The sequence below is a fragment of the Acidithiobacillus sp. HP-11 genome (genome assembly GCF_015100075.1).
Classification (GTDB): domain Bacteria; phylum Pseudomonadota; class Gammaproteobacteria; order Acidithiobacillales; family Acidithiobacillaceae; genus Acidithiobacillus; species Acidithiobacillus thiooxidans.
Window position 1 is genome coordinate 1 of the sequence record NZ_JACKYY010000033.1, and the last position, 19,415, is coordinate 19,415.

Genomic DNA, 19,415 nt, shown 5'->3' on the forward strand with positions numbered 1-19,415 from the left:
GTCCGCCAAATCCAGGGCACGGGGCTATCGCACCCACAAGAATTTTATTAACATGGCTTACCTCGTACTGGGTAAGCTGGATCTCAAGCTACCCACTTAAAACAGCGAGGAACCAGATATATCAAAAAAGTCAAAACGATCATTGAGCAAATAAATCCGATCATGGATTGTCGCTGCAAAAGAAAAAAAATGTCGATAAACTTGCCAAATATGTGCCGGTCGGCCGAATACCCGAGTGAGATAGGCTCGCGATGACCGCCTGGCTTTTGGTGCAAACAACACAAAGTAACCGGCGATCAAATACAAGATAAGGCGAGCCATGCGACGACCCAACTTCAGGGAAATCCAGGTGATGAGCCGTAACATAGTCATGCTGCCACGTTCTGGAGAGCGTGCCCAACCTTGCTGATCTGAAGATATTGACGCCTGGTCTCGTGCAAACATCAGCAGAGATCGAGTGTTGCAGCTGGTTTGAGATTCCCTGCAGCGATTTTTCTTTTATTCTCATAAATCTCAAAAACGATAGTCTTATCCTGCCTTATATCAAAACGTAAACTCAGCAGATCTCCTGGAGAGACAGGACTGTAAAATTTTGACGCGGCAATCTGCCCTCCAGTCATTATTGTCTGGCCAATTGCAGACTCGATAGCATGAATTGCCTCGTCCACTAGCATCACCCCGGGAACGATGGGATGCCCCGGGAAATGCCCGGAAAATACCGGATGCGCAGCAGGGAAGCTGAAGAATATCTCATGCTGTGTCAGGATTATTCCCCCTTTTATGGTATGCAGTGACCAATGCCAGAAGCGCCTCGCGCGGCAGTTTACCCGTATTATTACGCGGCAAGGCATCAACCATATGCAGGGGGCGCGGAAGAAAAGCCGGATCAATACGTTCGCGCAGTTTGGTGTTAATCAACTGGGCATCTACCCCACGTGCTACGACAAAAGCAATCAGGCGACTAACACTACCAGGCATACCATCTTCTGGCATAAAAAAAACGCCGTCTTGAACTTCCGGGATAGAGTTGAGTTGATGGTTTAGATATTCCAATGAACTGCGTTTCCCAGCAATATTGACAAGATCGGCGGCTCGGCCCTGCAGAAGAAATTGTTCCTTATTCAGAACCTCTAGGTTGTCACTGATTTCGGTTTTCTGCGCCAAATGCCCTCCCCCAACCCATAAGTGCTCAGCCTCTTTTGTCAAATGCAGGCCCGGTAATAATGTCCATGCATCAGTTTGTGCAGTCCGCCGGGTGGCAATCAAACCTGTTTCAGTAGATCCGTAAATTTCCTGCAACGGTGCTTCAAAGCGGGCCTCCGCTTTTTGAGCAAGATCCTGGGGTAATGGAGCCGTCGCTGAAACCAGCAAGTCGGCGGTAGGTAAACAAATATTGGCACTGAGTAACGCACGGAGGTGAATAGGCGTGCTCACCAGCAAGCGAGGACGTGGCAACGATGAAAATTCAGATCCAATATCAGCTGGATAAAAATATTGTGGCGAGCTGAGGGCTCCTCCACTTTGCAAAACAATCAGTATCGTTGATTCCAAGCCATACATATGTTGAGGTGGCACTGTACCAAGGACAGTATATTTACGTCCATCAAACAAGCCCAGCCGTTGGGCTTCAGAACGAGCACTCCCCACCAGAGCAGCCCACCTTTTCAGGTGAGGTACAGGACTTCCAGAAGATCCTGATGTGAACACATAACCTACCGGCAAATTCCCTGGAAGAAGAGGTATCGGTATATTTTTATGGACCTCCGATTTGGGAGACAAGTCAGACAGGCGAAGTTGGGGCAAGTTGATGTCGTTATCCGCGTCGTTGAGGCAAAACACATCCGGGGCGAAGCGTAGCATCTGATTGATGGTTTCGTTCGTATATGTCGACGGTAGGAGACTTATTTTATTAGCAGTCATGACTGCGGCGAGCCCCACCATGAAACGGTAACGGTCATGGCAAACATTGAGAACGTGTTTACCAGGAAGAAGCATGGCACGAATCTGCTCCACGTCCGCCAAAAATTGACGCACTGTAATCGCTTCACTATGCCTAAATGCTACGATATCGTTCGCAGAAGTGTGGGTCATCAGTGGAAGAAGATTCGTTGCCGGAGTATCCATAGATAATGAATAGTACCTTATCCATTGCCATTGCGTGGCTTTTCTTTGCTCAGCGCAGCATCAGCATCAGAATACAAGAAAAAAGCGTGAAGCGCTTCCACCATTCCGGCACGTTCGCCTACCGGTATAATGCGGCAACGCACTGTATATTCAGCAAACATCATAGAAACTAGCAGCCCCATAGTAATAGCATTGGTCATCAAAAAAAATAAAGGATGTGGTGAAAATTCAAAAACAATTAACGGCAGAAACGTCATGAAGCCGAACAAAGAGGTCCAAGCTATTGTTACCTGTCGCGTGTACTGCGCCACTTTTACATTCAGCGGGCCATGCACCAACTCAGCAATTCTGGAGATCATAGGAATACGCCCAGGGAGCAACGTGATGCCAAAAGCAAAAGCTGATAGTGCGAAAATGCAGCTTCTTTGAACCATGTACGTCCAGCTCAGATAGTTCACCAGAGTAGCTTGATAATACCACAAAGCAAAAAATCCGGCAGCAATAGCGACAAATCCGATGTTCCGGTATTTGGTCTTCCATAACATAATTAAAATCAAAACAATAATAGGAAGATAAGAAACAACGACAAGAAAAGCCCCTGGATGCGTAGAAGATACCCCTCGATAGGCGAGTATTTGATATACAAAAAAAATCAATACAATAAATGCCATCCCCAAGTAAGCTTTCAACTTCCCTGAGAACAGATTTAACTGAACAAATTGAAAAAATTGATTGTGCAGCGATTTCATCCGTTCTGCCTTACAAGAATCTGCCGTCACAAAACAATACAACTGTAATATTGTTCGAAATAATAACATAGCACCATTCTGCTTGAAGCTTTTGGTTCAAAATGAATCAGATTGCATTGGGCACCATGGCCTTGCTGCCAATTTATTATATTGAATGGGTCCATACCTCTCCTCCAATATCAGCCACCCACCGCTGCAAACTGATGTAATCATGGCCCACAATCACGCTCACACTAACTTCATTCCAAGAGGAATAGAGAACGAGTTATACGACCAAACCCCGCAATATTGCACAGCAAACAGCGCGTCATAATCGAAGAACCCGCTCTCCATAGAGGAAGTTCAAGTAATTCCCAGCTTCCTTGAATCCACAAAGCCAAGCGGACGGCAAGTCGCCCACATCTCCTTCAGCATCAACCAGCAATTTCGCTTCCCGTAACACCTGCGAAAAACTATAGCCTACCACATAAAAATCACAAGTCACTTACCCGGGTTCCTCGTCATTTCAAGTGGGTAGCCTGAGATCCAGCTTGCCCAGGATCAGGTAGGCCATGTTGATAAAGTTCTTGTGCGTGCGGTAACCCCGAGCCTTGGCCTTGGCGGATTGAATGAGGCTGTTGAAACCTTCCAGAATTCCATTGGTGATCTGGCTCTCGAACCATCGGAGCACGCCATCCCAGTGATTCATGATGGTGTAGGCGACCCTGACGATAGGCGGCAGATCGCTGGTTCTGGCGTTTTCCAACCAGGCTTTCAAGAGGGTAGCCCCCTGGTGGCGATTCTTGATCGTGAAGATGTCCTGAAAGGTCAGGCGGAACTGGTAGGCCTGCGCCGTCTTGAGGTTCTGGTCTTTGAGCAATTCCTGCAGCTTTTCTTTCTGCTTCATTTTGAGGTTGCAATCGTTCTTGAGCCAAAGCCAGCGGGTCTTTTTGAGATTTGGCTGGGTGAGGACTTCCCCCTTGCGCACGTCGTCTACGGCCTCGTTGACGAGCTTCATGAGGTGAAAACGATCGAAAGTGATCTCCGCATTGGGCAGGTGCTCGGCAGCCCCTTTCTGGAAGGCCGGCGAGAGGTCCATGCTCACATCGGTGATCGCTTCCGCGCTACCACCATGGGCCTGTAGATCTGCGGAGAATTTCTCAAAGGTCTTGGCATCCTTGCCGGGAGTAGCGAACAAGAGTCGCCGGGCATTCAGATCCACGAAGAGCGTGATGTAGTCATGTCCATGCCGACTGCTGGTTTCATCGACGCCGACGGCATGGACATTGGCCATATCCACCGCAGCACGAGCTTCGGGCACATAATGGTCAATCACTCGCCACAGGAGCTTGTCGGTCTCACCGACCATGCGAGCTGCCGTCAATACCGGCATCTCCCGCACCAGGGTCATGATCAGCGCTTCAAAGAGCAGGGTGAAACGCGAGCCTTCCCGCGCCCAGGGAACAGATATCTGATGCACTCCATGCTCCTGGCACTTCACACGAGGTACACGGGCATGGAGATAGGCTTCATGCTGGAAGAAATCCATGTGCCGCCAGGTATGGTCACGGGTATCATGTACCGGACACTCCTCACCACAGACGGAGCAAGCAAAGCGACTACCTTTGGGAAAGTTGATGTGCAGATCCAGGCGTTTCTCCTCCACCGTGAAAGTCACATGATCCACCAACCACGGCGGAACCAATCCTAACGCGAGAGAAAACAGCTCTTCAGGGACCATCAGCTAACTCCTATTCAGGGCACGACCGCTCCACAGCATTCTACCCCCTACCCACTCAATCTGACGAAGAGCCCTGTGATTGTCTTCTGTTACTAATCTTTAGTTTCTGCCGTGGGATAGTCTCACCGCATGTGTTTGTAGCATTAATTGCTGGAATGTTGCAACAATTAGTGGAAATCACATCCCCCACCCACCAGTGCTGCCGAAGAGGCACTATGATGAGGGGAACGAAAGGGACGTTGTCCCCAGCGTTGCACATCAAATCCACCGCTTTGCAAACTATGGATGGCGGCCACTTCCAGGGCTTCGCTGCGGCGCAGGGGCGGAAGCAATCCGGGCAAACGCGCGGCCAGCATGCTTTTCCCGGTCCCGGGAGGCCCGGACAGGAGAATATGATGACCTCCGACGGCCGCAATAATCAGTGCCCGTTTGACGGTTTCCTGACCGCGCACATCCCGCAAGTCCGGATAGGGGATGGCGTTTATGCCGATCTCGTCATGAGGCACCGTTTCCGGCAGTGGTTGGGTGCCGCGCAGGTGGGCCACTGCTTCCGCGAGATTGCGGCAGGCTAATACGGGCGCGGTGCGAGCTAAAGCGGCTTCCACGGCATTGCCTTCCGGGAGCAGTAAAGCATGTCCGGCCTGACCGGCAGCCAGACTGCTGGAGAGGGCTCCGGTCACCGGACGCAAACTGCCATCCAGCGCCAGTTCCCCGATCATTTCCAGATTGTCCAGGGCTTTCAGAGGAATCTGACCACTGGCGGCGAGAATGCCAATGGCAATAGGCAGGTCAAAACGCCCTCCATCCTTGGGGAGATCGGCGGGCGCCAGATTGACGACCATGCGCCGGGCCGGAAACTCGAATCCACTGTTCTGAATGGCGGAGCGGACGCGATCCCGGGATTCCTTGACGGCAGTCTCGGCCAACCCCACCACAGCAAAAGTGGGTAGACCCGGCCCCAGATCGCATTCTACGGCGACTGCAGCAGCATGCACCCCCGTGAGCGCACGACTCTGGACAATCGCCAGAGGCAAGGTTCAGTCCTTGTCGGTATTTTCGTCGAGGGCTGCTCTGGGAGCCAGGGCGTCCAGGCGCGCTTCCAGAGCGGCCACGCGCGAGGCCAGTCGGGAGACCAGATCCTGCTGGACATCAAATTCGTCGCGGGTAACCAGATCCAGACGATCCAAGGCGTTGGAGAGAATGGCCTTAACCTGTTTGTCCACATCTTCCTTGACGGTGCCCAGGCGCGCAAATGCGTCACCAAGAGTGGCAGCAATATCATCAGCAATACGGTGTTGCATGGTGGTCTCCTTAAAGGCCCATGGCCTGACGAATCAGAAAGCGTTTGACCGGTGGCAGCATTGCCGTTCCCAGCATGCCAATATCGCGCAGGCGGGCAAGGCCGCGACTGCGATTGGAAAACAGATGGCTCAGTGCCCCGCAGGTCATCACATTGAGAAGATTATCAGGGCGTCGCGCCCTTTGATAGCGGCGCAGCGCAGGATTATCTCCCCAGTCCTCATGTTGGGCTTGCGCGTCGCGAATGGTGCTGATCAATGCCTGCGCATCGCGAAAGCCCAGATTGACCCCCAGTCCGGCCAATGGATGCACCCCATGGGCACTATCTCCCAGAACTACGCAACGGTCACCTAGGTAACGGCTGCTGTGCAGACCGGAAAGCGGGTAACTGCTGCGCTGGCCGATACGCACAAAGTGCCCCAATTGTGGTCCGAATGCCTGATACAGAGCGGTTAAAAATGCGCTGTCGTCCATGGCCATCAAACGCCGCGCCAAGGCATGTTTGGCGCTCCAGACGATGGATGCACGGGGATGATTTTCGGCATCCGCGCTGAAGGGCAGGACGGCCAGGGGGCCGGTCGCCAGAAAACGCTGATAGGCGATCCCGCGATGGGGCTTTTCCATCCATACGGTGGCGGTGATGGCATCCTGGCCGTAGTCTTCCTGAAAAACCGGCGCCTGAATAAGTTGTTTGCGCAGGGTTGATTGGCGGCCTTCGGCAATGGCCAGAAGGGTGGTTTTGTATCCGGTTCCATCTCTCGCGTTAAGTTGCATGTGCTGCTGATCAGCCCAGGCATGAGCGATTTCCTGGGCGTAAAGCACCGTGACTCCCGCTTCGGCCAGGGCGGCATGGAGTTGCTGCTCCAAACGCCGGTTTTCAACAATATGACCGAGAAAGGTTTCGCCGGCTTCTTCGGCGTCCAGATGAATGCTGCCGGAATTTTCAGCATCCCAGACCCGCATTCTCTCGACTTTACTGCCAAGCGTGGCCAGGTCGATACCGAGTTCCTGTAAAAAGCGCTGCGAACCATTGGCAACCAGGCTTGCTCGCTCCGAGGGATCGGCCAGGGCGCAGACCGATTGCGGACGTTTTTCAAAAAGTGCGACCCGGAGACCGCTTTGCCGGGCAGCCAGCGCCAGGCTGGCACCCACCATGCCGGCTCCGGAAATGATCAGGTCGTAATGTGCGTCAGTGGACATGGACAGACTCCCACATCAGGTCTGGGATGCTGCTCCCGGCAGGCAGGCGAATTCCCGCCAGACGGGCAGCGAGTTCGCGTTTCCCGAACGTGCTTTGTTCGAGCAGGGCAAGGGCTGCAGCGCGGGCGAAACGCAATGGCAGGCGCGGACTGCTGAACAGGCGATTCATGGCTTCGGTGAAGGCGATGGTTTCCAGGCGGTCCCGGTGGCGAATCTGGCTGTAATCTTCCAGCAAGCGTCTGGCCCCGGGATCATGCCCGGCAGCGGCGGCCTCCCGAAGCAGGGCGGCCAGGGTGACGACATCGCGCAAGCCCAGATTGTAACCTTGGCCAGCCAGGGGATGGAGCGTTTGCGCGGCATTTCCCACCAGTGCCAGACGTTGACTGGGCTGAGCCCATAAGCGCTGGAAAAACAGCGGATATACGCTACGTGGACCAACGCCGGACAGTAGAGGAAGATGGGGAGGCCGTTGGCGGTTCAGGGCTTCCAGAAAAGCGAAATCACTTAAATCCAGCATCTGGCTTGCGGCGCTGGGACGCAGGCTCCAGACAATGGAAAATTGCTGTTGACCAATAGGCAAAAAAGCCAGTGGCCCGCTCTCCTGAAAATGTTCAAAGGCAATGCCCGGTAAGGCTTCACGCGGTGTTACCGTGGCGACAATAGCATGGCGGTTATGATCCCAGCCCATGCGCTGCAAAGCCGCCAGACGGGCAAGACCCCCATGTCCTCCGTCGGCCACGACCGCCAGCGCCGTGTCCACGCGCAGGTCCGGCCAATCGAGCTGGAGACGATCGGGAAACCACTGCAAGTCCTCCAGAGGCCCCGCCGCCTCCTGTTGCAGCGTACTACATTGCGCCAGCGGCACTGCCAGCGCTGCTTGCAAGGTGTTCAGTCCGGCCACCTCTCCCAAGCGTTGTTCCGGCGCCTCCAGGAGCTGCTGCTCCAGGCGGACCCGACCGCTGAGTCCCTGTTGGGTAATCTGGACGGTTTCAATGGCGGCAGCATCATGCAGCGGCATTTGGACGCCAAGATGGCTGAGAAGACGCCGACTTCCCAGTGCCAGGGCAACCGTCCGCTCACTATGCGCAGGGCGGGGCTGCTGCAGGGGAAAGGTGTCCACCATGAGAATTTTGAGAGATGTCTGTTTCAGGGCCAGCACCAGACTGTGCGCCACAGGCCCATTGCCGAGGATGGTGATATCGGCGGTCAGGCTACGCATAATTTCTCCGGTACTTGGGCATATACTGCCATTTAAGACCAAGATGCCGCTTGCAGCAAGTCATGAAGCTGCGAATCCGGCGGTGCATGCGGACACAAGCCATCAGAAAGTCCTAGAATAGCTGGATGGAGATTCGCTCAGTGAACCATAACGGCAACTCAGCTGGAACGCCGCAAAACCTTTTCCTGCAGGGTTTGATTGACAGTCATTGTCATCTGGATGACGAGGCCTTTGCTCCAGACCGTAGCGCCGTCATACAAAGGGCCAAAAATGCCGGCGTCGATAAAATTCTGGTGCCTGCTTACAGCCCGGCATTTTGGTCGCGTCTGCACCATCTCTGCGCGCAACAGTCCATGCTTTATCCGGCTTACGGAGTGCACCCTTTATATATCAATGCGTGTGCTTCCAACTGGCTTGAGCAACTGCGAAGCCTGCTGGATCAGGCGGTGGCGGTCGGCGAAATTGGACTCGATCTTTCGGAAAGCGCGCCTGATTATGGGTCGCAAGTGGCCTGCCTGAAAATGCAGTTGCATCTGGCCCAAGAGTTAAATTTGCCCGTGATTCTCCACGCGCGTCGCACCCTGGAAGATCTATCACTCATTCTCAGGGATTTTTCGGGGCTGCGCGGGGTGGTGCACAGTTTTTCCGGGAGTCTGGTACAGGCCCAACGACTGGTGGACAGGGGATTTTATCTGGGGTTAGGTGGGGCTTTTACCCATGCGCGGGCGCTGCGCCTGCGGGCCACTATCCAGTCCCTGCCGCTGGAGCGGATTCTGGTGGAAACGGACGCTCCCTGGCAATCTGCCGAAAGTTACCGGGGGCAGCGCAACGAACCCGTCTTTCTGCTGGAAACCGTGCATGCGCTTGCAGGTCTGCTCCAGATGGCGCCGCAAGCGTTGGCAGGGCAGCTCACCCGTAATACTCTGACTCTTTTTCAGGAAAAATTATAAATGCAAGATCCCTTTATTCGTAGCGAAATTCTTTTGGGTGCTGCGGCAGTAGCCGATTTGCGCCACCGCCATGTGCTTATTGCCGGGGTGGGAGGCGTGGGGGGATATGTAGCAGAAAACCTGGCCCGGTCGGGGGTCGGTAAAATCACCCTGGTTGATCACGATGTAGTCTCCTCATCCAATATTAACCGCCAGTTGGTGGCTTTGCACTCGACGCTGGACCAGCCCAAGGTGGCCGTGATGGCGGCAAGGATTCAGGATATTTCTCCAGATTGTGAAGTGGACGCCAGACAGGAATTTATTACCGTCGACAATGCCGAGCAGATCCTGCGTAACAGTGGCGCGGAAGTGGTAGCAGATTGCATTGATGCCATTGCCTGGAAAGCGGTGCTTATTCAATCAGCCCAGCATTTGGGTCTGGAAGTGTTTTCGAGTATGGGCGCAGGGAATCGTCTGGATCCCCGGCGGGTGCGAGTAGCCAAATTGAATCAGACGGAGACATGTCCGCTGGCCCGTGAAGTCCGGGCGTTACTCCGTAAAAACGGCGCCAGCCTCGATTTTCTGACTGTATTTTCCGATGAGGCACCGCGACCTGCCGCTCCCCAGGAGCCGGTTAGCGGCCCGCAGGGACGGCCCAGAACGGTCAATGGAACCATTTCCTATATGCCCGCGATATTTGGTGTGTTGCTTTCTGGAATGATTGTGCAATATTTTCTTACGGCTGGCGAAAACGAAAAAAACAACTAACTATAAGTTTATATTGGGAAGATAAGAAGCATATAACCAAATTATTATATTATTGGGTTCGGTAGCGTAGAGGCGCTTCAAGTTATGGCAAAATTCATGAGTACGGAGTGGATTCGTCTGGTGGGTAAACAATGGGACACCCATCCGGAAATCCAGAAAGATCTGAAAAATTTTAATGCGACCTGGGAATACTATATTGAGGATCGTCCCGATATCCCCCATGTCATGCTTTTCTGCAAAGCCGGAAAAGTCATCTATGCGGGCCCTTCTGATGGTCGTCGTCGTGATTTCATCATGTGGACCTCCATGGACAACTGGAAAAAAATTCTTTCCGGCGAGCTGTCTGGAAAAGCCGCGCTGATGACGCGTAAGCTGAAATTTAAAGGGTCCATGATGACCGCCATGAAATATATGACCCCATTCAATATTCACCTGAGTATTCTGGGTGAAATACCCGTCGATTTTGATATTTAGGGCGGATGCATTGATGACAGAAGAAGTTTTGCCTTCCAAAACCATACTGAACTTTACGGTTGACCCGAATTATTCCGGGAAAAATCTGCCAGGCTGGTTTTTGATGAATACTTTTTTGCAGCGCCACCTGGGTCGGGTAATGCATTTTCAGCCGCAGGATGATTTTGACAGCGGTCGGGCGGCAGTGCTGTCCGGAAATTATGATCTGGTATATGCCAATCCTTTTGATTGGGTGCAGTATCAGCAAAAGCTGGGTTTTCTGCCCATCGTCAAGCCGCTAAACCATTTTGATGAAGTGTACTTGTGCGCACCAGCAGCAGGTTCTATTCATCATGCTGAGGATTTTCCGGAGCGTATCCGGATTGCTTCGGCGCATCCCTCAACGCTGGTCCATATGGTGGGGTTATTCCTCATGGATAAGGCTGACATTGATCGAGCGCGTCTGGATTTTGTGTTTACCGGCAGCTATCAAGGGGTGCTCAAGGCCTTACTGCAGGGCCAGGCGGATTTGGGTTTTCTTTTTAATGAAGTTTACAGCAGTGCCAGTAAACTGATCCGTGAACGTTTAAGAGTGATTGATCAGTCTGATGATGCCTTTGCTTTTCATGCTTTTTGCGTGGGCCCACGCTTACTGCCACAACGGGAATTACTGACTGACTTGTTGATAAACATGGATCAGGATCCTCGTGGAAAAAGCCTGTTGGAAGATTTGGGTTTTTCCGGATTTGAGGCGGTTACGGAAGATGAAATCGCCTGCCTTGCCACCCTTGCCGATGAATACATCAGCGGTCACGAAGCCATTGATATTCGTGCGACCTCCAGCCTGGCCGTGGCAGACAGCGCCTTTGTCGTCGCCCGTGAAGATCCCGAAGGCGGGACAAATTAGCCGTGCTGCGGTTACAATGCGCCCATGAGCTATCGTGACCTGCGTGCCTTTATTGCCGACCTTGAAAAACGTGACCTGCTGCGCACGCTGGATGTGCCGGTTTCTCCGCAGCTGGAGATGACGGAAATTTGTGATCGTACCCTGCGGGCAGGTGGCCCTGCGGTGTTATTCAAAAAGCCCAGCGGGTTCGATATACCGGTGCTGGGCAATCTTTTTGGAACCACGGAAAGAGTCGCTCTGGGTATGGGTGCAGAGTCTCTGGCTGATCTGCGCCAGATTGGTCAGTTGCTGTCCTATCTCAAGGAGCCGGATCCGCCCCGGGGACTGAAGGACCTGTGGAGCAAATTGCCGACCTTGCGCAAGGTGCTGTATATGGCTCCGACAAATGTTGCGCGCCCGGTTTGTCAGGAAGTGATCATGCGCGGCGACGATGTGGATTTATCCACCTTGCCGGTGCAGACCTGTTGGCCCGAAGACGTAGCACCACTCATGACCTGGGGGCTGACCATTACCAAAGGTCCGCACAAGCGCCGTGCCAATATGGGAATTTACCGACAACAGGTCATTGGCCGTAATCGGGTGATCATGCGTTGGCTGGCGCACCGGGGTGGGGCGCAGGATTTACGTGAATTTCAAAAATTACATCCGGGTGAGGCTTTCCCGGTTGCTGTGGCCTATGGCGCTGACCCGGCCACCATTCTCGCCGCCGTTATTCCCATTCCCGATACGGTTTCCGAACATCAATTTGCGGGATTACTACGGGGCGGGCGGACGGAACTGGCCAAAGCGTTGACCGTACCCCTGCAAGTTCCGGCGCGCGCGGAAATAGTCCTGGAAGGGCACATATATCCCGATGATATGGCTGAAGAGGGACCTTTTGGCGACCACACCGGATATTACAACGAAACCCAGAAATTCCCCGTTTTTACGGTCGAAGCCGTCACCCACCGCGAAAATCCCATTTATCATAGTACCTATACCGGACGCCCTCCGGACGAGCCAGCCATTCTTGGTGCGGCCCTGAACGAGGTTTTTGTGCCTCTCCTGCAAAAGCAGTTTCCGGAAATTGTTGATTTTTATCTGCCTCCTGAAGGCTGCTCCTATCGCCTGGCTGTCGTCAGTATCCGCAAGGGATATCCAGGACATGCCAAACGCGTCATGTTTGGTATTTGGGGATTTTTACGGCAGTTCATGTACACCAAATTTATTATTGTCGTGGACGACGACATCAATGTGCGCAGTTGGGAGGATGTCATCTGGGCGATGACAACGCGCATGGACCCGGTACGGGACATTACGCTGATAGACAATACGCCCATCGATTACCTCGATTTTGCTTCGCCGGTGGCTGGTCTGGGCGGTAAAACGGGTTTCGATGCCACCAACAAGATGCCGGGAGAAACCAGTCGGGAATGGGGACGTCCCATCCAGATGACCAGTGCCGTGCGGGACAGCGTGGATGCTATACTGAGTAGTCTGGATCGACCGCTATTCTAATCGGGTATGGTTGGGGTTTCTAAAATTGTTGTATGGGGTTATTCTCATTCGCTGATGGTGGAGCGGGTGATGGGAATCGAACCCACGTCATGAGCTTGGGAAGCTCAGGTTCTACCATTGAACTACACCCGCATGCGCTGGATTCTAAGCGTTTGCAGATGAAAACGCAAGGCAGCAAAACAGGCATTTTTTTAAGAATTTTCAATTAAAGTCAATAAGATGGTTAATAGACCAAGAGGCAAGAATATGGAAGAGTTACCAACCCGGGAAGAGGATATCGAGCAGGCTTCGCGTTCTCTGAAAGCCATGGCCCACCCCCTGCGCCTCAAGGTGCTTTGTGTTTTGGGTTCAGAAGAAATGAGTGTTCAGGACATTGTCTCCGCAGTGGGTACCACACAAAGTAATATTTCTCAGCATCTCGCCATTTTGCGGGAAAAAGATATCCTCCGCGCTCGCAAGGACGCCAACAAGGTTTATTATCGAGTGGGTGATCCGCGCACTTTGCGCCTGATTTCCATGATGAGTGATGTGTTCTGCAGTATCCACTGAAACTCTGGATAGATCTGAATCATCGGCTAGCAAAGGCAATGGCAGCAAGAACCGGTGCCTGATGCGCATTTGTGGAATATGATGATATTCTGATATACTCCGCCGCCTGTGCCTGCTGGTTTTCAGAAAACGCAAGGAAAAGCAATTGGTAATGGCTGCGTGACCTGATTTGTGGCGGCTTTGTTTGGCGGAGAAATCAATGCATTACGGTCCCTATAAAAAATCCCTGGCGCTCGTTGCCATAGCTGTCTCAGGAACTTTTTTTGCCCTATCTGCTCAGGCAGTGGATTTTAACCAGTGTGTGGCCATGGCGCTCAAACAGAATCCGCAGATGATGGCCGCCAAGGCGGAGCAGGCGGAAGCCAAGGGGGCGGTGTCCCAGGCGCGTGGCCACCTGCTGCCGAAACTGAATGCTTCGTTTTCTGCCAGCCAGTCCAATAATGCCTTGACCGTTTTCGGGATGAAGTTGTCCCAACGCCAGGCAACTTTCAATGATTTTGGCGCGAATCAGTTTAATCCCAGTAATCCCAACAGCCTCAATGTGGCACCGGCTGGTCTCAATTTGCCGGGTAGTTATCATAACTACGGTACCAAACTCCAGTTGGAAATTCCGATCTGGAATGGTGGTGAAATCTGGGGGCGCCTGAGCCAGGCCCACGCCATGCTGGAAGCCGCCCAAAGTGGTAATATTATGGCTCGGCAAAAGCTGACTTTTGCGGTTTTGCAGGCCTACGACAGCGTCATTGCGGCTGAAAGCGCCATTCAGGTTGCCCATAAAGCCCAGAAGGCCGCTGAGTCCTATGTCAAAACCAGCAAACTGCTTCTGGATAAAGGGGTGCTGGTCAAAAGCGATTGGCTGGCAGCTGAGGTGAATCTGGAAAAAGCTCAGCTGGCAGTGCAGACCGCAGAAAATGACCATGCTAATGCTCTGGAAAATCTGTCTATTCTGATTGGCTGGCCGGAAGAAAAAACATTATCCGTGGGGAAACCCGTACAACCCGCCTTACCTGATCACTCCCTCCTGGATCTGCAGCGCCAGGCGATGACAGAAAATGCGGGCATTGTCGCGCTACGCCACAAATTGAAAGCCGCTCAGGATGGTATCCAGGTCGCTCGTGCAGCCTATCTGCCCCATGTGAACGCCATGGCCAATCAGGAATGGAACGGTACATCCTTGGGTAATGCCGCTCCTTCCTATACCGTTGGCGGCGAAGTCACCTGGAATGTGCTGGATTTTTCCCGGGGCGGGGGCATGGATCGGGCGCAGGCCGAACGCGAGCAGGCTATGGCCGCCTTGCAGGAAGCGCAGGACAAGCTGCGCTTGCAGGTGGCAGAAGTCTGGCGCGGTGCGCGTGAGGCGGCACTGCGCGTCAAAATGCGCCGTCTGGCTGTTCAGCAAATGGAAGAATCCCAGCGTCTGGTGCGACTGCGTTATGAAAATGGCGTTGAAACCATTACCGGCTTGTTACATGGGCAAGCCGAGCTGGATCAATCCCGGGCTGAACTGGTATCGGCCGATTATGCCGAGGCTGTCCAGCGTGCCGCACTGCTGCTGGCCATTGGTAAACTGAATCCGCAAGAAATCGTCGACGTGGCCCCGGTGTCCGTCGTGGAAGGAGCTTCCTGATGTTGACCTTGAAACGCGCCGTCATGCTATCAGCCATTGTTTTGGCCAGTGCCGGCTTGGCTGCCTGCAGTAAATCCCCTCCCCAGACCCCCGCTGTGCATCACAGTGTGAGTGCTCCGGTCATGCAGATTGGAGGGAAGAACATGGCCGCCTTTAGCCAGGTCCCGGGCACGGTGACTGCTGCCCAGCAGGTGCAAATCAGCTCGCGACTCAGTGGTTATATTCGTCATCTGGATCTACGCGAAGGTCAGGCGGTGAAAGCTGGGCAGCTCCTCTTTGAGGTCGATCCAACGGATGTGCAGGCCCAGGTCCAGCAGGCTCAGGCGGGTCTTGCCGAGGCACAGTCCAGTCTGACTAATGCCCGGTCCAATTATGAGCGCTTCAAGGCCCTGTATGCCCAGCAGGCGATTCCCGAAAAGCAGTGGGATCAGGTGAAGTCGGCCTATGCCATGGCTCAGGCGCGGGCCGCTGCTGCGCGTGCGGGCATTGCCAGTGCTGAGGCCCAGATGCGTTACGCTCGGGTAACTGCACCGTTTTCCGGAACCATTATCAATAAACAGGCCCAAAATGGCGATATGGCCTCGCCGGGTCAGCCGGTGCTTACTTTGGCCAACACCAGTCAACTGGAAGTACGCTTTGCCGCTGGCAGTGCTTTATACCGCAGCCTGAAAATTGGTCAGACCCTCAGCGTGCTTGCGGATGGCCAGCGGATACCCGCGACGGTGCTGGATATGGTCAATGCGGCAGATGCCATGACCCATGCCCACACCGTCAAGCTGAGTCTGCCCGCCGATAGTCATCTCCAGGCAGGAGATTATGTGACCGTTGCGGCCCCGCTGGCGGCCCGCAAGATTATTGCAGTGCCTGCCAGCGCTTTGCTGGATCGTGCCGGTATCCCCGGTGTGTTTGTTGTAGACGCCCACGGCATTGCCCATTACCGGATGGTGCGCCCCGGTCCGGAAACTCCGGATGGAGTGGAAATTCTGGCCGGCCTGAGTGCTGGCGAAACGGTGGTGACGGGTAATCTTGCTGCAGTCAACAATGGCGATCAGATCAAGGCCGGAGCAGCCCATGGCTGATCAGCAGCAAAAAATGAATCTGGCCGGACGGTTGGCCCAGTCTTTTTATCAATCCAAAATTACCGTGCTCATCATGATTGCCATTGCCCTGTTCGGGGTTCTGGCGGTCATGGTGACCCCGCGTCTTTACAATCCCGAGATTGTGGTTCCGGCAGCAGAAATTTTCGTCATGCGCCCCGGTTCCAACAGTGAGGAAATCCACAATTTAGTCATCCGCCCGTTGGAAGCGCTGATGGCTTCTCTGCCGGGAGTGCATCATACCTTCGGTTACTCCGTGAATGACATGGGCATTGTCACTGTGGAATTCCAGGTGGGAGCCAATGAAGAAAAAAGCCTGCTGGAGGTGTATAACCAGCTCAGCCGCAATATGGACAAAATGCCGCCGGGGACGGAACAGCCTCTGGTCAAGTCCATAGGGATCAATGATGTTCCCATCATGACGGTGACTTTAAGTACATCACAGTTGACGCCGGTGGCCTTGCGTCAGGTGGGTACCCGCTTGATGGATCAATTGCAGAATGTGCCCGATGTGGCTAATGCTACCCTTATTGGTGGAGGCAGGCAGGCGGTCAATGTCTGGCTCAACCCCGCCAAACTCGCGAGTGCCGGTCTCAGTCTGAAAAATATCCAGAAGTCCCTGCAGGGCAACAATGTGATTTTGCCGGGTGGTCATCTGGTCAATGACAATCACGAAATTCCTCTGCGCATCAATGGCGCACTGGGTTCGGCGCAAGATGTCGGTAATGTGATTATCGGCAGCCATGATGGCCAACCCATTTTTCTGAAAAATGTAGCACGTATTGAGGAAGGCGCAGCGGAAGGGCACACTGCAATCAGCAATACGGCAGGATTGGCGAATCGCATGCAGCTGCCGGCCGGAACAAATATGCCGGCAGTAACCATTACCCTGGCCAAGCGCCCGGGAACCAATGCGGTCACTGTCGCTGATGCCATCAAGGCCAAGCTGGGGCGCCTGGAACAGGAAGCACTGCCCGAGGGCGTGCACGTCACCATTACCCGGGATTACGGTGCCCGGGCTGATGATGCCGTGAGTACCCTGTTTGAGCATCTCAGCATCGCTGTTGGCGTGGTGGCCATCATCTTGATGATTTTCCTGGGTTGGCGGGAAGCCGGTATTGTCATTTTAACGGTGCCCCTGACTCTGGGAGCAGTACTGGGCATTGGCTGGTTGCTGGGCCAGACCATCAACCGCATCACCCTGTTTGCCCTGATTTTATCGTTGGGCTTATTGGTCGATGGCGGCATTGTGGTGATTGAAAATATTCACCGTCATTTGCATGGATGTGCCAAGGGTGGTTTTGCCAACTGCGTGATTCATGCCACCAATGAAATTGGTAATCCTACCAATATCGCTACGTTAGCGGTCATTCTGGCTTTTGTGCCGATGGCTTTTGTGACCGGCATGATGGGTCCTTTCATGTTGCCGATCCCCATTTTTGTGCCCATTGCCATGATTGCTTCGGTGCTGTTGGCTTATACGGTAGTTCCCTGGGGTGCGTATCGTTTTCTGCGCAAGAAGGCTGCCAAGGCGGCAGATACCCATTCCCACGCGGGACATGAAACAGAGCATGAGGATGGGACCCAAGCTCCCCAAGATGCGTTACAAAGGGGTTATTTGCGCGTGGTAACCCCCCTGCTCAAGTCTTCTGGAAGGCGCAATATATTCTTCCTGATTGTCGTGGTATTGCTGTTGCTGGCCATGTTGATGCCCCTATGGCAGTTTGTCCGTCCTCAGGGTATGAATGGCCCCCTCAGTGCCTTGGGTGTCAATTTGAAGATGCTCCCGGAAGGTAATGTCAGTGATTTCATGATTCAGGTGGATACGCCTGCAGGTACTGCATTGGATGCCACCGGTCAGGTGACGCAAGCGGTAGGGGATGTCCTCAGTCATAATCATTGCATAGAAAACTTCCAGACGTATTTGGGACGTTCTGCTCCGGTGGATTTTGCGGGACTGGTACGTGGTGACATGATGCGCGAAGGCAGTAATTACGCCCAGATACAAATCAATCTGGTACCGCGTGATGAGCGCCCCATGTCGCATACGGTGGCGGTGGAGGTGTATAAAGCCCTGCAGAGTGTGCGCAGTCGTTACCCCCAGGCCGTCATCAAGATTTTTGAGGTTCCGCCGGGGCCCCCCGTGCGTGCCCAGGTGGTGGCAGAGCTTTATGGCCCGAATTACCAAAAATTGCGGGAACTGGCGGGGACGGTAGAGCAGCACTTCCGGAAAGTGTATGACATGATTAACGTGGATGATTCGGTCACGGCGACTGTGCCCGAATACCGGATTCACGTAGATCGGCAAAAGGCCATGCTCGCAGGGGTGGCTCCGGCACAAGTGGCTGAGCTGGTACATGACTATGTTGCGGGCACCAAGCTCGGTGCCTTGCATGATCCTTCAGCGCGGGAACCGGTAGACATCATTTTGCGGGTCCCCCCCCAGGATCGTGCCTGGCGTCAGCAGATTCTTGATCTGCATATTCGCAACAGTCAGGGGCAAGAGGTGGCCTTGTCCAGTATTGTCCAGATCCAGAAAACCACTCTGGCCAAACCGATTTATGATCGGGACCAACATACGGTGGTCTATGTGACCGGCGATCTGATTGGTTCAAGCCCGGTGTACGCCGTCCTGAGCCTGAATCACTGGCTGGATGATCAGCACATTGACGGTGTCCATCTGACCACTGGCAATCTCGGCTTCACGCCTGCCCAGCCTGATGATATTACCCACTACCAGATTCTCTGGGGGGGGGATATGCGCCTGACTCTGGATGTGTTTCGCGATCTGGGTGCCGCTTTCATTGTGGCTCTGGTGTTCATCTATCTGATGTTGGTGGCTTATTATCAGTCTTTTATGATGCCGGTCATTGTCATGGGCGCCATTCCCATGACCCTGATTGGTGTGTTTCCCGGGCACTGGTTGTTGAATACGCCCTTTAACGCAACTTCCATGATTGGTGTCATTGCATTGGCCGGTGTAGTGGTGCGTAACTCACTACTGTTAATTGATTTTATTATTGATTATCGGCGTCAGGGCTACGCGCTTGAAGAGGCCGTGTTGCAGGCGGGGGCAGTGCGGTTTCGCCCGATTTTGCTGACGGCTCTGGCTATCATGTTCGGCTCGGCCATTATGGTGACCGATCCGGTATTTGGTGGTCTGGCGGTTTCCTTGATTTTTGGTACCTTCGCCTCCACACTGCTGACGTTAGTGGTGATTCCGCTTTTATACTTTTTGTGGGAGCGGCGCCTTGAAAAGCAGACGCAGAGGATTTAA

General features: G+C 53.6%; 17 protein-coding genes and 1 tRNA gene. 9 read left to right on the plus strand and 9 right to left on the minus strand.

Going from position 1 to position 19,415, the window contains the following annotated elements; genetic code table 11:
* Positions 1–443 precede the first annotated feature (443 nt).
* From H7F08_RS10320 to H7F08_RS10355, 8 genes are all read right to left on the minus strand, one after another.
* Positions 444–851 (minus strand): hypothetical protein, encoded by a 408-nt coding sequence (locus tag H7F08_RS10320; RefSeq protein WP_024895485.1) that lies wholly within the window; start codon positions 849–851, stop codon positions 444–446.
* On the minus strand, positions 751–2,124 hold the full coding sequence (locus H7F08_RS10325) for an AMP-binding protein (RefSeq protein WP_031569583.1): 1,374 nt from the start codon (positions 2,122–2,124) through the stop codon (positions 751–753). The genes H7F08_RS10320 and H7F08_RS10325 overlap by 101 nt, the downstream gene beginning before the upstream one ends.
* 17 nt (positions 2,125–2,141) lie before the next feature.
* Positions 2,142–2,873, minus strand: coding sequence for a membrane protein (locus tag H7F08_RS10330; protein WP_024895446.1), 732 nt, complete (start codon positions 2,871–2,873; stop codon positions 2,142–2,144).
* Between the two features lie 505 nt (positions 2,874–3,378).
* On the minus strand, positions 3,379–4,593 hold the full coding sequence (locus H7F08_RS10335) for an ISL3-like element ISAtc1 family transposase (RefSeq protein WP_012387019.1): 1,215 nt from the start codon (positions 4,591–4,593) through the stop codon (positions 3,379–3,381).
* A gap of 167 nt (positions 4,594–4,760) precedes the next feature.
* Positions 4,761–5,627, minus strand: a complete 867-nt coding sequence (locus tag H7F08_RS10340; protein WP_193640522.1) for a YifB family Mg chelatase-like AAA ATPase — start codon at positions 5,625–5,627, stop codon at positions 4,761–4,763.
* Positions 5,628–5,630: 3 nt separating this feature from the next.
* The gene (locus tag H7F08_RS10345; RefSeq protein WP_193640523.1) at positions 5,631–5,894 is read right to left on the minus strand and encodes an accessory factor UbiK family protein; all 264 of its coding nucleotides are present in this window, start codon (positions 5,892–5,894) and stop codon (positions 5,631–5,633) included.
* Positions 5,895–5,904: 10 nt separating this feature from the next.
* The gene (locus tag H7F08_RS10350) at positions 5,905–7,092 is read right to left on the minus strand and encodes an FAD-dependent monooxygenase (protein ID WP_193640524.1); all 1,188 of its coding nucleotides are present in this window, start codon (positions 7,090–7,092) and stop codon (positions 5,905–5,907) included.
* Positions 7,082–8,311: an FAD-dependent monooxygenase gene (locus H7F08_RS10355; RefSeq protein ID WP_193640525.1), complete on the minus strand. Its 1,230-nt coding sequence runs from the start codon at positions 8,309–8,311 to the stop codon at positions 7,082–7,084. The genes H7F08_RS10350 and H7F08_RS10355 overlap by 11 nt, the downstream gene beginning before the upstream one ends.
* A 140-nt stretch (positions 8,312–8,451) precedes the next feature.
* Here H7F08_RS10355 and H7F08_RS10360 point away from each other — a divergent pair, with 140 nt between their 5' ends.
* The 5 genes from H7F08_RS10360 to ubiD all read left to right on the plus strand — a co-directional run bounded on the left by H7F08_RS10360 (position 8,452) and on the right by ubiD (position 12,865).
* Complete coding sequence (locus tag H7F08_RS10360; protein ID WP_193640526.1) at positions 8,452–9,261, plus strand: TatD family hydrolase; 810 nt, start codon at positions 8,452–8,454, stop codon at positions 9,259–9,261.
* Positions 9,262–10,008, plus strand: coding sequence for a ThiF family adenylyltransferase (locus H7F08_RS10365; RefSeq protein ID WP_031568745.1), 747 nt, complete (start codon positions 9,262–9,264; stop codon positions 10,006–10,008).
* A gap of 84 nt (positions 10,009–10,092) precedes the next feature.
* The gene (locus tag H7F08_RS10370; protein WP_010637778.1) at positions 10,093–10,482 is read left to right on the plus strand and encodes an SCP2 sterol-binding domain-containing protein; all 390 of its coding nucleotides are present in this window, start codon (positions 10,093–10,095) and stop codon (positions 10,480–10,482) included.
* Between the two features lie 13 nt (positions 10,483–10,495).
* A complete protein-coding gene (locus H7F08_RS10375; RefSeq protein ID WP_031568748.1) occupies positions 10,496–11,368 on the plus strand; it encodes a phosphate/phosphite/phosphonate ABC transporter substrate-binding protein in 873 nt (290 codons plus the stop codon).
* 24 nt (positions 11,369–11,392) lie between these two features.
* On the plus strand, positions 11,393–12,865 hold the full coding sequence (ubiD, locus tag H7F08_RS10380) for a 4-hydroxy-3-polyprenylbenzoate decarboxylase (RefSeq protein ID WP_193640527.1): 1,473 nt from the start codon (positions 11,393–11,395) through the stop codon (positions 12,863–12,865).
* Between the two features lie 58 nt (positions 12,866–12,923).
* Here ubiD and H7F08_RS10385 read toward each other — a convergent pair.
* Positions 12,924–12,997 (minus strand) — tRNA-Gly (locus tag H7F08_RS10385).
* Positions 12,998–13,111: 114 nt separating this feature from the next.
* Here H7F08_RS10385 and H7F08_RS10390 point away from each other — a divergent pair.
* The 4 genes from H7F08_RS10390 to H7F08_RS10405 all read left to right on the plus strand — a co-directional run bounded on the left by H7F08_RS10390 (position 13,112) and on the right by H7F08_RS10405 (position 19,415).
* Positions 13,112–13,414 (plus strand): ArsR/SmtB family transcription factor, encoded by a 303-nt coding sequence (locus tag H7F08_RS10390; protein ID WP_024893036.1) that lies wholly within the window; start codon positions 13,112–13,114, stop codon positions 13,412–13,414.
* Positions 13,415–13,613: 199 nt separating this feature from the next.
* Positions 13,614–15,041 carry a TolC family protein gene (locus H7F08_RS10395; RefSeq protein ID WP_142087262.1) on the plus strand — a complete coding sequence of 476 codons (1,428 nt, stop codon included), beginning with the start codon at positions 13,614–13,616 and terminating at the stop codon, positions 15,039–15,041.
* Positions 15,041–16,120, plus strand: coding sequence for an efflux RND transporter periplasmic adaptor subunit (locus H7F08_RS10400; RefSeq protein ID WP_193640528.1), 1,080 nt, complete (start codon positions 15,041–15,043; stop codon positions 16,118–16,120). The genes H7F08_RS10395 and H7F08_RS10400 overlap by 1 nt, the downstream gene beginning before the upstream one ends.
* Positions 16,113–19,415 carry an efflux RND transporter permease subunit gene (locus tag H7F08_RS10405; protein WP_193640529.1) on the plus strand — a complete coding sequence of 1,101 codons (3,303 nt, stop codon included), beginning with the start codon at positions 16,113–16,115 and terminating at the stop codon, positions 19,413–19,415. Before H7F08_RS10400 ends, H7F08_RS10405 begins: the two co-directional genes overlap by 8 nt.

What these genes read in the sequence shown, in the direction of transcription:
- H7F08_RS10320 (WP_024895485.1), bottom strand. Translation starts at nt 851, where the DNA reads ATGCCTTGCCGCGTAATAATACGGGTAAACTGCCGCGCGAGGCGCTTC.
- H7F08_RS10325 (WP_031569583.1), bottom strand. Translation starts at nt 2,124, where the DNA reads ATGGATACTCCGGCAACGAATCTTCTTCCACTGATGACCCACACTTCT.
- H7F08_RS10330 (WP_024895446.1), bottom strand. Translation starts at nt 2,873, where the DNA reads ATGAAATCGCTGCACAATCAATTTTTTCAATTTGTTCAGTTAAATCTG.
- H7F08_RS10335 (WP_012387019.1), bottom strand. Translation starts at nt 4,593, where the DNA reads ATGGTCCCTGAAGAGCTGTTTTCTCTCGCGTTAGGATTGGTTCCGCCG.
- H7F08_RS10345 (WP_193640523.1), bottom strand. Translation starts at nt 5,894, where the DNA reads ATGCAACACCGTATTGCTGATGATATTGCTGCCACTCTTGGTGACGCA.
- H7F08_RS10350 (WP_193640524.1), bottom strand. Translation starts at nt 7,092, where the DNA reads ATGTCCACTGACGCACATTACGACCTGATCATTTCCGGAGCCGGCATG.
- H7F08_RS10355 (WP_193640525.1), bottom strand. Translation starts at nt 8,311, where the DNA reads ATGCGTAGCCTGACCGCCGATATCACCATCCTCGGCAATGGGCCTGTG.
- H7F08_RS10365 (WP_031568745.1), top strand. Translation starts at nt 9,262, where the DNA reads ATGCAAGATCCCTTTATTCGTAGCGAAATTCTTTTGGGTGCTGCGGCA.
- H7F08_RS10370 (WP_010637778.1), top strand. Translation starts at nt 10,093, where the DNA reads ATGGCAAAATTCATGAGTACGGAGTGGATTCGTCTGGTGGGTAAACAA.
- H7F08_RS10375 (WP_031568748.1), top strand. Translation starts at nt 10,496, where the DNA reads ATGACAGAAGAAGTTTTGCCTTCCAAAACCATACTGAACTTTACGGTT.
- ubiD (WP_193640527.1), top strand. Translation starts at nt 11,393, where the DNA reads ATGAGCTATCGTGACCTGCGTGCCTTTATTGCCGACCTTGAAAAACGT.
- H7F08_RS10390 (WP_024893036.1), top strand. Translation starts at nt 13,112, where the DNA reads ATGGAAGAGTTACCAACCCGGGAAGAGGATATCGAGCAGGCTTCGCGT.
- H7F08_RS10395 (WP_142087262.1), top strand. Translation starts at nt 13,614, where the DNA reads ATGCATTACGGTCCCTATAAAAAATCCCTGGCGCTCGTTGCCATAGCT.
- H7F08_RS10400 (WP_193640528.1), top strand. Translation starts at nt 15,041, where the DNA reads ATGTTGACCTTGAAACGCGCCGTCATGCTATCAGCCATTGTTTTGGCC.
- H7F08_RS10405 (WP_193640529.1), top strand. Translation starts at nt 16,113, where the DNA reads ATGGCTGATCAGCAGCAAAAAATGAATCTGGCCGGACGGTTGGCCCAG.